Genomic DNA, 15,307 nt, shown 5'->3' on the forward strand with positions numbered 1-15,307 from the left:
TTGGCAGCTTATTTCATATGATGTTCCATTCGGGAAATAACCAAAAAAGCTGCACACTTTTTATATCGTTTCAAATCAGTAATTTACCAGTGATAATTCCTGCTGAATTCAAACTTAGCTTTAATGTACAGCTTTTAGTTGCCATCAAGCCTGATTGCTGCTCGGTTTTATGTTGAATGAAGGTTTTTATCTACAGTAGCTCTTCAAGTGAAAAGCCTGAAAGGCTGTACGATATTTAATTTCATATAAAACATATAGTTAGGTGGTGTTTTTGACATTATTTAGAGGGTGTTTGTTTTGTGCTGCTTTTAGCTGTTACTTTCCTTGTTAGCTGTACGCTGGTGAGGCGATATTGCTCACCAGCTGACTGAAACGCTATTCGAGGTGAAGGTCGAGTGGGGTTTTGCTGTGACGACCACCGATCTCACGGGTCAATTTAGGTACCAGGTAGCCTGATACGTTCTGCATTAACCCTGCCATTAGTTGGCGAGCTTGCATATCATCGACCATGAAGTGGGCTGCGCCTTGTACTTTATCCAATACGTGCAGGTAATAAGGTAAAATACCGGCTTTAAACAGCGCTTCACTCAAATCAACAAGCGCCTCTACTGAGTCATTGACGCCCTTTAAAAGCACACCTTGGTTGAGCAGAGTGACATCAGCCTGTTTCAGCTTGCTCATTGCTTCAGAGAGCTCTGCGTTAACCTCATTGGCATGGTTAATGTGAGTGACAAGCACCGTCTGTAAGCGGCTCTGAGCCAGTATGTAGCACAGCGTACTATTAACTCGAGCGGGCAGCACAACAGGCAGTCGGGTATGGATTCGCAAGCGCTGTACGTGCGGGATGGTCTCTATGGCTTTGATGAGCCATTCAAGCTCACTGTCTTTCGCCATTAATGGGTCACCACCCGATAAGATGACTTCATTAACCTGTGGCTGAGTCGCAATATAATCAAGGGCGATTTGCCAGTTACGCTTTCCACCTTGGTTCTCTTGGTAGGGGAAGTGGCGACGGAAACAATACCGGCAATTGACGGCGCATCCACCCTTCACAATCATCAAGACGCGATTTTTATACTTATGCAAAAGCCCAGGAATAGCGTTATCTTGCTCATCTAACGGATCCTGAGAATAGCCATCATGCACCTCAAACTCTTCTGCTAATGGCAGCACTTGGCGTAATAGAGGGTCATTTGGGTTGCCTATTTCCATTCTTTCGACAAAGCTCTTAGGAACACGCAGCGCAAATAACGCCCGAGCCGATAGACCCTGTTCCCACGGTGTGGGATCGATTTTCAGGGTTTTCAAGAGCAGAAAGGGATCAGAAATCGCATTAGCAAGATCATTAAGCCAGTTTTGCTCAACAGATGATGCGTTTCGGGTTATTATATGCGGCATTAAATACAACTCGAAGATGTTAAGAGGATAGAAATGGCGTCTTTCAGCACCAATGAATTCCGCGGCGGAATGAAAATTATGCTAGATAATGAACCATGTGTCATTATCGAAAACGAATTTGTTAAACCTGGTAAGGGTCAAGCATTCAACCGCGTTAAGATCCGCAAGCTACTTTCTGGCAAGGTTCTTGAGAAGACTTTCAAATCAGGTGAGTCAGTTGAAGCTGCAGACGTAATCGACATGGAGCTTGATTACCTATACAACGACGGCGAGTTCTACCACTTCATGGACAACGTTTCATTTGAGCAGATCGCTGCCGATGTAAAAGCTGTTGGTGATAATGCTAAATGGCTGGTAGAAAATAACACTTGTACGTTAACGCTGTGGAATGGCAACCCTATTGTTGTTACCCCACCAAACTTCGTAGAGTTAGAAGTGACTGAAACCGATCCTGGCCTAAAAGGCGATACACAGGGTACTGGTGGTAAGCCTGCAACATTGGTAACAGGTGCAGTTGTACGTGTTCCACTGTTCATCCAAATTGGTGAAGTGGTCAAGGTTGATACTCGCTCTGGCGAATACGTAGGTCGTGTGAAGTAATTCACCCCCTATGTTGATAAAAAAAGGTCGCTTGGCGGCCTTTTTTGTTGCCTGTGATCCCGTTCAACGGAGCATATAACTCAGCTGTGGAACTAGCAGGCATAAAAAAAGCACCGCATTGCGGTGCTTTTTTATTTTCGCATCAAGATTAGATCATGAATACGAAAATCACAGCCAGCGCAGACACTAAGAAGGCAGTCGCGTAACACGCGATTTTACCAACTACGCCAGTGTGGAACTTAAGGTCATGCATACCGTGGTGTAAACGGTGCATTGCATGCCACATTGGTAGCGCAAGCGTTGCGATAGTGAATAGAGCACCGATGATGCTAGTCACGAAACCTGTTACACGCTCGTAGCTCATTGCTTCTGCATCAAGCATACCTAGTGGAACCATGATGCCCAGTACAAGTACGGTCACTGGTGTTAGCATTGCAAACCAAGTACCGCCAGCGCCAAACAGACCCCACCATACTGGCTCGTCAGAACGTTTAGGATTTAGATTAACCACGTGGTTCTCCTTAAACAAGTACTAGAACGAACAGTGAAATTGCAGCAACTGCAGCCCACTGAGCCAGAACAACAACTTTCTTATCCAGTTTCTTACCTTTGATCTGGATAGGCATAACTTGAGGCATCATGCTGAAGAAAGTTTGCGCGTGGAACAAGCTGCCTGCTAGAGCCAGAATGTTCAATACCACAACGATTGGGTTAGACATAAAGTTTAACCAACCCGCCCAAGCTTCTGGGCCTTTTACTAGGCTGCCTAGACCGAAAGTCAGACAGATAGTGAAAAAGATCAGTGGTAAAATTGTTGCTTCACGAACCATGTAGAAGCGGTAGAAAGGGTGATCCTTCCACCATGTGCGCTTCATTTCGCGAACGTAAGGTTTACGATTGCTCATCCTTATGCCTCCTGAGGTTTGATCATGGCAATAACGAAATCTTTCGAAGATTCCACTTTACCTTGGTTAACCGCTGCTGCTGGATCAACGCTCTTCGGACAAACTTCAGAACAGTAACCCACAAATGTACAGCCCCACGCACCATTTTCACCATTGATAAGCTTCATACGCTCATCAGCACCGTTATCACGGCTGTCTAGGTTGTAGCGGTGTGCAAGGGTTAGAGCAGCAGGACCGATGAACTCAGGGTTCAGGCCAAACTGAGGACAAGCCGAGTAGCATAGACCACAGTTAATACAGCTAGAAAACTGCTTGTATTTCGCCATTTGCTCAGGTGTTTGGTTGTTTGGACCATCTTCTGGCTTACGATCGTTACCGATGATGTAAGGCTTAATTGCTTCTAGGCGCTCGATGAACGGCGTCATATCAACAATAAGGTCTTTCTCGATAGCAAAGTTAGCCAGTGCTTCGATCTTCAGGCCATTCGGGTAATCACGTAGGAAAGTCTTACAGGCCAGTTTTGGCACCTTGTTGACCATCATGCCGCAAGAACCACAGATCGCCATGCGGCAAGACCAGCGGTAAGCCAGATCTTTGTCTAGGTTATCTTTGATGTAACCTAGCGCATCAAGAACTGACATGGTTTCGTTAAACGGTACTTCAAATAGCTCGAAGTACGGTTCTGCGTCTTTTGCTGGGTCATAACGCAGAATTTCAACTTTTTGGATACGGTTGCCTGACATTATGCCTGCTCCTCTTTTTTCGCTGCTTCTTCAGCGGCTTCTTTCGCTGCTGCTTCTTCTGCCGCTGCACCATATAGACGTGCTTTAGGCTGAGATTTAGTGATAGTGACATCGCTGTATTCAATGCGAGGTGCATCATCACCGTTGAAGAAAGCAAGGGTATGCTTCAGGAAGTTCACGTCATCACGCTCTGTACAACCGTCGTCTAGACGTTGGTGTGCACCACGAGACTCTTTACGCTGAATCGCAGAGTGAGCCATTGCTTCAGCAACTTCTAGGCCGTAACCCACTTCAATTGCGTATAGCAAATCAGTGTTGAATACTTTGCCTTTGTCTTTGATGCTGATGTTTTTGTAACGCGCACGAAGTTCCGCTAGCTTGTCGACAGTCGCTTGCATCAGATCTTCTTGGCGGTAGATACCACAACCGGCTTCCATGCTGTGACCCATCTCAGTACGGATGTCAGCCCAGTTTTCGTCGCCTTCTTGCGTCATCAGGGTATCAATGCGGTCTTGAACGGCTTGAATCTGTTGTGTGATAGATTCTTCGTTCCAGCCTTTGAACTCTTCAGCACGTTTTGCTGCGCCTTCACCCGCAAGGCGACCAAATACTACAAGCTCAGCCAGTGAGTTAGAACCTAGACGGTTTGCACCGTGTAGACCCACAGACGAACATTCACCAACAGCGTATAGGCCTTTGATGCGTGTTTCGTTGTGCTTGTCAGTTTCGATACCACCCATGGTGTAGTGTACGGTTGGGCGAATTGGCACTGGCTCTTCTGCTGGATCAACATTCACGTAAGCTTTTGCTAGCTCACAGATGAACGGTAAGCGCTCGTGCAGGTATTCTTTACCTAGGTGGCGAAGATCAAGGTGTACAACATCACCCAGTGGGTGCTGGATAGTGTTACCTTTTTGCTGCTCATGCCAGAATGCTTGAGAAACCTTGTCACGAGGACCCAGTTCCATGTATTTGTTCTTTGGCTGACCGATTGGAGTCTCAGGGCCCATGCCATAATCTTGTAGGTAGCGGTAACCATTTTTGTTCAGCATGATACCACCTTCACCACGACAACCTTCGGTCATCAGGATACCGGTGCCTGGAAGACCGGTTGGGTGGTACTGAACAAATTCCATGTCACGTAGCGGAACACCGTGGCGGAAGGCCATTGCCATACCGTCACCAGTAACAATGCCACCGTTAGTGTTACAGTTGTACACGCGGCCTGCACCACCTGTTGCTAGCACAACAGATTTAGCTTTAATACAGATCAGTTCGCCTTCAGACATGTGGATAGCCACAAGACCTTGAACTTCACCTTCCTCTACAAGTAGATCAACAACGAAGTACTCATCAAAGCGATTGATTTGGCTGTACTTGATAGATGTTTGGAACAGCGTGTGTAACATGTGGAAGCCAGTTTTATCGGCTGCGAACCATGTACGCTCAACTTTCATACCGCCGAAGCGACGAACGTTAACATCACCATTGTCTTTACGGCTCCACGGACAACCCCATTGTTCTAGCTGGGTCATTTCGCGAGTCGCATTCTCTACAAAATATTCAACAACGTCCTGTTCACATAGCCAGTCGCCACCACCAACGGTGTCGTTGAAGTGGTTGTCTAAGCTATCCTCATCCTTGATGACGGCAGCGGAGCCACCCTCTGCAGCTACGGTATGAGAGCGCATTGGGTAAACTTTAGAAATAAGTGCAATTTCTAAGTCTGGGTTTGCTTCTGTAGCAGCGATAGCAGCACGTAGGCCTGCACCACCTGCGCCGATTACAGCGATATCTGTGGTTATAGTCTTCACAGTTATCCTCCGAAGGTAAGACGATAAAATTAAAAAAGTACGCCTGAGCGTACTAATCCTTGAAATCCTGCCCCCATTCTATGAAACAATAACGATAGAAAATTTGATTTAGACGCAGCTTTTTTAATGAAATAGCCCAAAAGTATAAGGTGATTACAAAAATTGTGATAATTATCACAATTTGTAATGTTTTGTGCTTGTTAATTAACCGAAATAAAATGTATGAATTGTTTCTGGCTCATTAACAGTGTGTTTCGAGGTTTGGTTGTAAGTCATTAATATAAAAAAAGAACCAAATGGTATTGTGCTACTGGTTTCTTGTTGTTGTTGCTTCAATGCCTATCTTGTGGGTTTCTTGTTAATTTTCTGTTTTTTTATCGTGTTTGAAATGCGTTAACTTTAGCGATGTGGCGATCATTATTTTTCATAAGTTGTCATATTATGGGCAGCCAAAGAATTTTATCGGTATGACTGTGAGCATCCGTGACTTTTGCTAAAATCACGGCCTATATCGTATCTCAATGAAGGTGAATTCCAGCGATGACTATGCATTGGCAGCCGACGGCAAGCATTTTGCAATTGAAACAGCGAGCGGCAACCCTCGCAATGATCCGTGACTTTTTTTCTCAGCGTGAAGTCATGGAAGTAGATACTCCTGCCATGAGCCAAGCCACGGTCACAGATATTCACTTGCATACTTTTCAAACTGAGTTTGTTGGGCCTGGATTTGCCAATGGCCAACGACTGTATTTAATGACGAGTCCAGAGTTCCATATGAAGCGCTTGCTTGCTGCGGGTAGTGGAGCCATTTATCAGATCTGCAAATCTTTCCGTAATGAAGAATCAGGGCGTTTTCATAATCCGGAATTTACCATGTTGGAATGGTATCGACCTGGGTTTGATCATCATGCTTTGATGGATGAAATGGATGAACTACTCCAGTTGGTATTACAGTGTGGTCAGGCTGAGCGGCTGACTTATCAGCAAGCATTTATCAATATCTTGGGGGTTTGTCCTTTAGAGGGCTCAATGGCAGAGTTGAAAGTTGCGGCGGCAACGCTTGGCTTATCTGATATCGCTGAGCCAGAAGACGATCGCGATACCTTATTACAACTATTATTCAGTGTTGGGGTGGAAGGTAAGGTTGGTCAGCAGGTGCCGGTATTTGTGTATGATTTTCCTGCCTCACAAGCCGCATTAGCACAAATTAACCCGACAGATAACCGAGTAGCAGAGCGTTTTGAGGTGTATTTCAAAGGCATTGAGTTAGCGAACGGCTTTCATGAGTTGTCTGATGGCGATGAGCAATTAACGCGTTTTGAACAAGATAACAGTAAGCGAAAAAACATGGGCTTAACTCCACAACCGATAGACATGCACTTGGTTGATGCGTTAAAAGCAGGCTTTCCTGATTGTGCCGGTGTTGCTCTGGGGATTGATCGGTTGATCATGCTGGCGCAGCAATTGGATCACATTGATCAGGTAACTGCTTTCCCGATCGAAATTGCGTAACAAAGATCGGGTTGACGTTATGCCCAATGAACAGCGCGGCAATTTGCCGCGCTTTTTGTTATCAGGTGAAGCAATAACAATGTTCATCGAACAGCTGACCCAAAAATGTTGGGCCATGGCCAATATGCTGGGGGAACAGCGAGTATTTTGGTTTCCATGCTTTATCAGATAAACGGCAAGTTAGGATTTCAAGACGTCTTATCAAATCGGGCTAAATCATAGCCAATCCCAGCACCAAATGCAAATGGTTATCAATTGTAATTGGGTGCTAGCTCTCATCTATTCAAGAATAACCCGCGCATTCAATGACTGGAGCGGTCTAGCATTGTCACCCATTACATCGTGAAGTGAACCAACCTGTTTTTCAGAGCCTGATTGATGATCTTTCATCATGAACCAGCGTACCCCTTCACTGCATGGCGGGGTGGTTAACGAGCCGTTGAAGCGATAATATTCTCGATCTCGTGGTAAGAGATCGGCAGGGTTGAATGTACTGGTTAACTGGGTGGCAGTGTCTTTTTTAGGTATGGTTTCTAGCAGTATGTTGAGTTGGTCATTGGCACGAGGACCGGTGTTAAACATCACGGCGAGAACTGCAAGCTGGCCTTGTTGGTTGGCATGAACGAAATGGGCTTCAAGCGGGTACTGCTTACCGTTAATGTAGTTTTCAGATGGGGTATGAAAGTGGAATTGTTTAAGCTCAAATTGTTCGTCATCGACGGTCAATGTATTGTCGCCTGTGATGTTGGCCTGAATCGTGTGGCCATTATTGATGATTTCTTTAATGCTTCCCTGATAGTCAATGTGTAATGGCACAAGTTCAGCCTTTATGGCATTGGTGACATCAATTGGTGTTTGATTCATGCCTTCACCGCAGGTTGCAAACGTATCTCCCCAGTGCTCGGCACCGTGCTCTCCGGTATAGCTCCATTCTGCGGCGTGGCTGGCGACGGCCCAACAGGTCGACATCGCTAACACTAAAGTTTGAACAGTTCGTTTCTTCATGGGGCTCACCTTATTGTTGTCATTGTTGATCTTTTCTTCGCTTTAATACCCTCAATCATTATGGCTTAAGGTACGAGCGACAGCGTCTTTTCAGTGTATGTCTAGATTGGAAGTGAGGGCATGGTTAGTTGCTGGTGATTAGTATTTTTTCCCTAGATAGCAACTAATTACGCAATATGCTGTAGGCCGTTAACCGTATTTTGCGATCAAGGAAAGGAGAGCAGCCGCAATTGATACGGCTGCTTGATACGAGAGAGCTAATAGTTAGACATTGAAACGGGAAACATCATTGCGCATTTGCTCTGCTGAGCTACGCATGTCATGGGCACTTTGGCTGACCTCTCCTGTTTGTGTCGCTAGGTGATCAGACACATCCTTAATGGCCTGGGTGTTGCGGCTGATATCGGCACTGACCGCTCGCTGTTCTTCTGCGGCACTGGCTATGTGGGTCGCCATTTCTGAAATTTCGGTGATTGCGAGGGTGATTTGATTGAGGCTATCACTGGCATTTTCAGCAAAACCAACGCTTTGTCCTGCTAGTTCAGTGCTGGCTTGCATACTGTTAACGGCTTGATGGGTATTTTTTTGCAAGGTGTCAATCATACTGCGGATTTCTTCTGTTGAGTCATGAGTACGTTGGCTCAGCACACGTACTTCATCGGCGACGACGGCAAAGCCGCGCCCTTGCTCTCCAGCACGCGCAGCTTCTATCGCGGCATTGAGTGCGAGTAGGTTGGTTTGCTCTGCGATACCTTGAATGGTTGATAAAATCTGGTTGATGTTCTGGGCATTACTTTCGAGCTCGTGGATCACACTGGCGGCGTCTTGAACTTGATTGGCGAGTGAGGTTATTGCATCGCGGTTTTGACCGATTACGGCTTGGCCTTTCTCACAAGCAGAGGTTGAAGCCTGTGCTGCTGTAGCGGTCATCTCGGCATGGTTCGCGACCTCTGTTGATGTCGCAGACATCTCATGAATGGCCGTTGCAATTTGGTTGACATCATTTTGTTGCTCCGCCACCTTCTGTGAGGCTATTTCCGTTTGTGCTGCTGATAATGTCGCTCGCTCACCCAGAGTATGTGACTGAGCTACAATGCCTTTTATCATGGTTTGCAGCTGACCGAGAAAACGGTTCATGTTATCGGCGAGTTCACCAATTTCATCCATACGCTCAATGTCAATGCGCTGAGTTAGATCACCACTGCCCTGAGCCAATTGTTCAACAGACTGGCTTAGGTTGACCAAAGGCCGCAATAGGCTATTGATGATCAGTGTCGCGATAACAGCAATGATGAGATAAAGCACGACAGACGTAATCGCGATGAATGTTATTTGCTCGCCAATTGAAGCGAAGGCTAATGCTTTATCTTCCATTACGGCTAGAGTCCAGTCTGTTCCTGCAATCGGTACAGCGAAGATCAGCATGTCACGGCCTTGGCTTTCAAGGGCAATAGTCTGCATCGTTTGCTCAGATTCAAGCTGCTTCATGAAGCTGGGGGTCAGCTCGTTATCGAGTTGAGTAAGGGGCTGCTGACTGAGTGATTCATCACGGTATGCGACGATATTGTTATTGCCATCAACTAAAAAGGCGAAGCCATCATGGTCGAGTTTGAGGTTGAGTACCTGATCAATAATATCGGTAATGGTTAAATCTGCAGCCAGCACGCCACTGTGCTGCCCTTGAAAAGCTTTAGCAACGCTGATGACCATGCTGCCATCGAAATCTTGATAGGGCTCAGTAATGATCAAACGATTCTGGCTTGTGGCATCTTGATACCAAGGGCGAGTACGTGGGTCATACCCTGTAGGCCAGTCTTCAGTTTTATCACCATAGGCTATCGATCCATCAGAGAAGCCTGCGTATACCGACAGAAAATTCCCTGCCCGTTTCGTTAGCAGCAGCTCACGATCAATATTGTCTTGTGTCGCAATCAACGGCTCATTGGCCAGCATCATGTTACCGCGAGTGGCTAACCAATCTGTAATGTAGCGACTGGTGGCATGGCTGTTATCTCGCATCTGATTAGTGACGGAAGAGGTTGTTTCTTGGGTTAATTGGGTGACGGATATCCATGCTTGAACAGCACTGACGGAAGCAATGATCACTGCTATGGCGATCTGTATTTTTAGTTTGATCGTGAGTTTCATAGTATCTCTCTTGGCTACCAATATGTTGGTATCGTGAGTTGGTTATGCCTGCGGCTATTATGTTGTTATGAGTGTTGCTGGAAAAAGAAAGAAAAAAGTGAGTAATAATCGGGGTATTTAGTGAATATTTCCGTGAGGTGAGTAACAAAATTATGCTCACAGAAAGTGACAATTGCGAAAAAGTGATGAAGGCTGCTAAGGCAGCCTTCAGTCGTTATGGATCGTTAAGGTTAGGTCAGTATCAGCATAGCGGTGTACACGACAGCAAGGCCGACTAAGCCTAGAATAAGTCCTGTTTTTGCCATGTCTTTGCTTTCAATTAGCCCTGTGGAATAGGCCAAAGAGTTTGGTGGGGTTGATACTGGTAAAATCATACCGAGAGACGCCGAGAACGCGACGACCACGAGCACGCCTTGCAATCCACCCATCGATACCAGACTCTCCATGGATGCCGCTACCGCTGCTGCGATAGGTATCAATAGGTTGGCGGTGGCAGTGTTGGACATGAAGTTTGCCATTAGCCAACAGATGATAGATAGAGTGAGCACTACTGCGACGGGTGATAAAGCGTCATAGTCCACCGCATGTGCTAGAGCGGCGGCAAGCCCTGTTTTATCTAACGCGAGGCCAATGGCGATACCACCAGCAACCAACCATAACACCTCCCAGTTAATCAGTTTGATCTCTTCTTTACCCATGATCCCGGTCAGGGTGAAGACGGCCAGCGGAATAATGGACACCACATAGACATTCATTCCATGGAGCGAACTGGTCATCCACATCAAGATGGTCAGGGCGAAGGTGATATAGACCACAATGGCTTGCCAACTTTTTTGGAATTGCCCTTCAAGCTTTAGGTGCATATGGCTCTGTGTTGATGGAAACATTTTTTGCAGCAACCACCAGGCAAAAGCCAATTGAAAGATCACAAACGGCAGACCAATCATCATCCAGCCTAGGAAGCTGATACTGTGCTCGCCGGTAAGGTATTGGAGTGCGATGGCATTCGGTGGAGTACCAATGGGTGTTGCGATACCACCCGTATTGGCTGCAATCGGAATACACAGTACTAATGCTTTGATCCCTATATCACCTTTGGGTACAGAGGCAACGATAGGTGCGAGTAGTGCTAGCATCATCACGGTGGTGGCAGTGTTCGACATAAACATTGAAAACACGGCTGTGATCAGCATAAGCCCGAGCATAATGAACTTAGGCTGGGTGCCAAACGGTTTGAGTAGTACCCGCGCCAAGTTGTTGTCTAGTTCATATTTGGAGGCAGAGATCGCAAGGGCAAAGCCCCCCATGAACAAGATGATGATAGGCGATGAAAAGGAACCGAGGATATCAGTATATTTGAGCACTTCTCCCATTTCATGACCCGCAGGTGGTGCCCGAAAGGCATGCAGACCGCTGTCGGAGATCATAATTAACTGTGAGGTAATAATCAGGATTGAAGTTGCAAATACTGGTACGGGCTCGAGTACCCAGAGTAGTGCTGCGAGGGCGAAAATAGCTAAGAGACGATGTTGGATCAGGGTTAGGTTGTCGATAGGAATGAGGTCGATTGGCAGCATCAGTATCCCAAGCGGGATCCCGAAGGCAATCAACAGCTTAATTAGCTGAGATAGATGTATTTTTTTCATAGTATGTTGGTTTGCTTGGGTAATTGACTGTAAAACAGCATACTATTGAGGTGGGTAAAAATTCCTCGATATGGTCAATTTTTTGCATAAAAAAAGGGGTGCTATGCACCCCTTTTGTTAAAAAGTGTTAACTCATTACACTTCTGGTTGTGCTACAGCCGTTAATTCAGCGTAGGCAGATCCCATTAGTGTCGGCTGACCTGGCTCCATCCCATCGACGAAACGAATTGCGTTTTGCGGGAACAAATTTATGACAGTAGAGCCCAGTTTGAAGCGACCCATTTCATCACCTTTCTTTAGCTTAATCGCTTGCTCACCTTCTGCTGGGTAATCCCAGTTGTGAACGCGAGGGCTACGCGGTGGCGTAATGGTACCGGCCCATACTGTTTCAATACTACCGACAATGGTTGCGCCAACCAGTACTTGTGCGACGGGGCCGAATTCAGTATCGAAGATGCAAACGACACGTTCGTTACGGGCAAATAAGTTCGGTACATTTTGTGCGGTTAGCGGATTAACTGAGAACAGTTCGCCGGGCACATAGATCATTTTACGTAGCGTACCATCGCATGGCATGTGCACACGGTGGTAATCTTTTGGCGATAGGTACAGGGTAGCAAAATGGCCGTCTTGAAACTCGGCTGCCAACTCTGCGTCACCACCTAATAGCTCAGCGGCTTCATAGGTGTGGCCCTTTGCTTGGATCAGCTGACCTTCTGTGATGGGGCCAAGTTGACTAACACAAGCATCAGCAGGGTGACTGATAATATGTGCTTCATCATTGATTGGGCGAGCGCCATCTTTGAGCTCTCGAACAAAAAAGTCATTGAATGTCGCATAAGCCGCAGGATCTGGGTTATGTGCGAGTGTCATATCAATGCCATAGCGGCGAATGAACCAACGGATAACAGCGGTGGTGAGTTTGCCCGCTTTCATTGAGGCAAGTTTCCCTGCTAGCTGGGTCAGAGTTTGTTTAGGCGCGCAGTACTGCAAGCCAATTTTGAAATTATCGTTCACGGTGTCTTTTTCCAGAAGCTGTTAGTCGATCAATGAATTAGTTGCTCAATATTAAACTAAACACGCGCTGTGTAGGTAACAACAAACATTGCCGCTTAGACGGTATTTAGTTTGATATTTAAGCAACTCGAATCAGGCATAATACCTGAATTAGTGAGGAAAGTCAGTGCTCTGCTATTGCGGGTTATGATAAGGCAACCCCCCGATAAATCGGGGAGTTGAGGTGCTGAATTAATCAGGCTTATTACGTGAGAATTGGCGGTTAGCGACATTCTCAGACATGCTGTCGATGATTTTATGGTAGCTCTTAAAGCGTTCACGGCTGATTTTTCCAGCGTCAACAGCTTCACGGATCAAACAACCCGGATCGTTACCGTGCTTACAGTCACGGAACTTACAGCCACCTAAATATTCTCGGAATTCAACAAACGCCTTAGTGACCTGCTCTGGCTCTAGATGCCATAAACCAAATTCACGAACTCCTGGTGAATCAATGAGATCACCACCATGTTCAAAATGGTAAAGGCGGGCAGCCGTCGTGGTGTGTTGCCCTAAGCCTGAGTTTGCAGAAACATCCCCGATTTCGGCTTCCACCTCTGGCATAAGGGTATTAATCATACTCGATTTACCCACACCAGATTGACCCGCAAAGATATTTACTCGGTCTTTAAGGTCATCTTTTAATTCTTCCATACCTTCACCGGTTTCAGAGCTTACATAGCGTAGCTCGTAGCCGACTTTCTGGTAAAGAGAAAGGGTCTTTTCCACTTGTTTGCGAACATCTGGCTCTAATAAATCAACTTTATTCAATACGATAAGAGGTTCGATGCCGACAGTCTCGGCTGCAATCAAGTAGCGATCGATTATATTGAGTGACAGCTCAGGTAAAATCGCAGAAACGATGATGATTCGGTTAACATTCGCAGCAACAGCTTTGACACCATCATAGTAATCAGGACGAGTCAGTACTGATTTACGTTCGTGAACGGCTTCAACGACACCTGAAATTCCATGTAATGTCTCAACACCTGGACGCCATACCACGCGATCACCAGAGACTAAGCTCTGGATGCTTCGGCGTAGGTTACAGCGGTGAATCACCCCAGTTTGAGGGTCTTCGACATCAGCATGTTGACCAAAACGGGTAATTACCAGACCCTCACGGGCTGATTCAAGAAGCGCTTCATCCCATTGGACGTCGGCTTTTTCGCGATTTAGTCGTTTATTTTGGTTTGAGCGTACGCGACGACTCTGACCTTGGGTAAGCTTTTTCTTTTTTGCCACAAGAATATCGTTCAGTTAGTTGGCTTACGGTAAAATACCAGCGTTAGCGGAGTAAGCATATGCTTAAGTAAAGCAATCAGACAACCGCTGCGTTTGGTATTATCATACATGGTTTACTCATAGAATAGGCAATATCCGATGACGATCAGCGATCAGAATCTTATTTGGATTGATTTGGAAATGACAGGGCTTGATCCTGAAACACATCAAATCATTGAAATAGCAACAATTGTTACAGATGCACAGCTTAATATTTTAGCTGAAGGTCCAGTGTTAGCAATTCATCAACCAGAATCTGAACTGGAAAAAATGGATGAATGGTGCACGACTACCCACACCAATAGCGGATTAGTGGAGCGTGTTCGTCAAACCAGTGTCACTGAATCTGAAGCTGTACGCCAGACTATTACGTTTTTAGAACAATGGGTACCGAAAGGGGCGTCACCAATCTGTGGGAACAGTATTGGACAAGATCGTCGTTTCTTATATAAGCACATGCCAGAACTAGAGCAGTATTTTCACTACCGCTATTTGGATGTCAGTACGCTCAAAGAGTTGACGCGTCGTTGGAAGCCAGAAGTACTTGATGGGCTTCATAAGAAAGGCAGTCATCTTGCACTCGATGATATTCGTGATTCGATTCAAGAATTGCGCTTTTATCGCGAGCAGATCTTCAATATTTGATGCAATATTAGGCGGTTGTGACGTAGTGAACATATTTTTTTTGAGAACTATTGCATCCGTCAATTTTCCTCGTATAATGCGCAGCCTCGAACGGCAATTCTTAATTTGTTTTGCTTTTCAATAAATCGGACGCGGGATGGAGCAGCTTGGTAGCTCGTCGGGCTCATAACCCGAAGGTCGTAGGTTCAAATCCTGCTCCCGCAACCAATTTACTTGTTGAAATACAAGCATGCGACACTAGCTCAGCTGGTAGAGCGCAACCTTGCCAAGGTTGAGGTCACGAGTTCGAACCTCGTGTGTCGCTCCAAATTGGTTTTTTCAGTCGCTGACTGTGAGAACAATAGTTGTTACCGTACTTTAACGGTGAGATATAAATCGGACGCGGGATGGAGCAGCTTGGTAGCTCGTCGGGCTCATAACCCGAAGGTCGTAGGTTCAAATCCTGCTCCCGCAACCAATTTACTTGTTGAAATACAAGCATGCGACACTAGCTCAGCTGGTAGAGCGCAACCTTGCCAAGGTTGAGGTCACGAGTTCGAACCTCGTGTGTC

13 protein-coding genes and 3 tRNA genes are annotated in these 15,307 nt (G+C 46.1%); 6 read left to right on the forward strand and 10 right to left on the reverse strand.

Annotated elements, in window-relative coordinates; genetic code table 11:
* Positions 1–375 precede the first annotated feature (375 nt).
* On the reverse strand, positions 376–1,398 hold the full coding sequence (epmB, locus tag L4D09_RS15775) for an EF-P beta-lysylation protein EpmB (RefSeq protein WP_428458469.1): 1,023 nt from the start codon (positions 1,396–1,398) through the stop codon (positions 376–378).
* Positions 1,399–1,431: 33 nt separating this feature from the next.
* On the opposite strand from epmB, the gene efp reads away from it, so the two are divergent.
* Positions 1,432–1,998: an elongation factor P gene (gene efp / locus L4D09_RS15780; protein ID WP_428458470.1), complete on the forward strand. Its 567-nt coding sequence runs from the start codon at positions 1,432–1,434 to the stop codon at positions 1,996–1,998.
* 148 nt (positions 1,999–2,146) lie between these two features.
* Here the strand turns inward: efp and frdD are convergent, their stop codons facing one another.
* The 4 genes from frdD to frdA are packed head-to-tail and all read right to left on the reverse strand — an operon-like array spanning position 2,147 to position 5,460.
* Complete coding sequence (frdD, locus tag L4D09_RS15785) at positions 2,147–2,509, reverse strand: fumarate reductase subunit FrdD (protein WP_428458471.1); 363 nt, start codon at positions 2,507–2,509, stop codon at positions 2,147–2,149.
* Positions 2,510–2,519: 10 nt separating this feature from the next.
* The gene (frdC, locus tag L4D09_RS15790) at positions 2,520–2,903 is read right to left on the reverse strand and encodes a fumarate reductase subunit FrdC (RefSeq protein WP_428458472.1); all 384 of its coding nucleotides are present in this window, start codon (positions 2,901–2,903) and stop codon (positions 2,520–2,522) included.
* 2 nt (positions 2,904–2,905) lie between these two features.
* On the reverse strand, positions 2,906–3,646 hold the full coding sequence (locus L4D09_RS15795; RefSeq protein WP_428458473.1) for a succinate dehydrogenase/fumarate reductase iron-sulfur subunit: 741 nt from the start codon (positions 3,644–3,646) through the stop codon (positions 2,906–2,908).
* Positions 3,646–5,460 carry a fumarate reductase (quinol) flavoprotein subunit gene (gene frdA, locus L4D09_RS15800; RefSeq protein WP_428458474.1) on the reverse strand — a complete coding sequence of 605 codons (1,815 nt, stop codon included), beginning with the start codon at positions 5,458–5,460 and terminating at the stop codon, positions 3,646–3,648. The genes L4D09_RS15795 and frdA overlap by 1 nt, the downstream gene beginning before the upstream one ends.
* A 540-nt stretch (positions 5,461–6,000) precedes the next feature.
* Between frdA and epmA the strand changes: the two genes are divergently transcribed.
* Positions 6,001–6,972: an elongation factor P--(R)-beta-lysine ligase gene (gene epmA / locus L4D09_RS15805; protein WP_428458475.1), complete on the forward strand. Its 972-nt coding sequence runs from the start codon at positions 6,001–6,003 to the stop codon at positions 6,970–6,972.
* 279 nt (positions 6,973–7,251) lie between these two features.
* On the opposite strand, the gene L4D09_RS15810 is transcribed toward epmA, so the two are convergent.
* The 5 genes from L4D09_RS15810 to rsgA form a co-directional block, all read right to left on the reverse strand.
* Positions 7,252–7,977: a carbonic anhydrase gene (locus L4D09_RS15810; RefSeq protein ID WP_428458476.1), complete on the reverse strand. Its 726-nt coding sequence runs from the start codon at positions 7,975–7,977 to the stop codon at positions 7,252–7,254.
* A 264-nt stretch (positions 7,978–8,241) separates the two neighbouring features.
* The gene (locus tag L4D09_RS15815; protein ID WP_428458477.1) at positions 8,242–10,125 is read right to left on the reverse strand and encodes a methyl-accepting chemotaxis protein; all 1,884 of its coding nucleotides are present in this window, start codon (positions 10,123–10,125) and stop codon (positions 8,242–8,244) included.
* Positions 10,126–10,355: 230 nt separating this feature from the next.
* Positions 10,356–11,771, reverse strand: a complete 1,416-nt coding sequence (locus tag L4D09_RS15820) for an SLC13 family permease (protein ID WP_428458478.1) — start codon at positions 11,769–11,771, stop codon at positions 10,356–10,358.
* A 135-nt stretch (positions 11,772–11,906) separates the two neighbouring features.
* Entirely contained in the window at positions 11,907–12,788 is an 882-nt protein-coding gene (gene asd / locus L4D09_RS15825; protein WP_428458479.1) for an archaetidylserine decarboxylase, read from the reverse strand.
* Between the two features lie 231 nt (positions 12,789–13,019).
* Complete coding sequence (rsgA, locus tag L4D09_RS15830) at positions 13,020–14,072, reverse strand: small ribosomal subunit biogenesis GTPase RsgA (RefSeq protein ID WP_428458480.1); 1,053 nt, start codon at positions 14,070–14,072, stop codon at positions 13,020–13,022.
* 138 nt (positions 14,073–14,210) lie between these two features.
* Here rsgA and orn point away from each other — a divergent pair, with 138 nt between their 5' ends.
* The 4 genes from orn (at position 14,211) to L4D09_RS15850 (ending at position 15,213) form a co-directional block, all read left to right on the forward strand.
* Positions 14,211–14,756, forward strand: a complete 546-nt coding sequence (gene orn, locus L4D09_RS15835) for an oligoribonuclease (protein ID WP_428458481.1) — start codon at positions 14,211–14,213, stop codon at positions 14,754–14,756.
* A gap of 130 nt (positions 14,757–14,886) precedes the next feature.
* Positions 14,887–14,963 (forward strand) — tRNA-Met (locus L4D09_RS15840).
* 24 nt (positions 14,964–14,987) lie between these two features.
* Positions 14,988–15,063, forward strand: a tRNA-Gly gene (locus tag L4D09_RS15845).
* Between the two features lie 73 nt (positions 15,064–15,136).
* A tRNA-Met gene (locus tag L4D09_RS15850) sits at positions 15,137–15,213 on the forward strand.
* Positions 15,214–15,307 lie beyond the last annotated feature (94 nt).

It is taken from the genome of Photobacterium makurazakiensis, from assembly GCF_050336715.1.
Lineage (GTDB): Bacteria > Pseudomonadota > Gammaproteobacteria > Enterobacterales > Vibrionaceae > Photobacterium > Photobacterium makurazakiensis.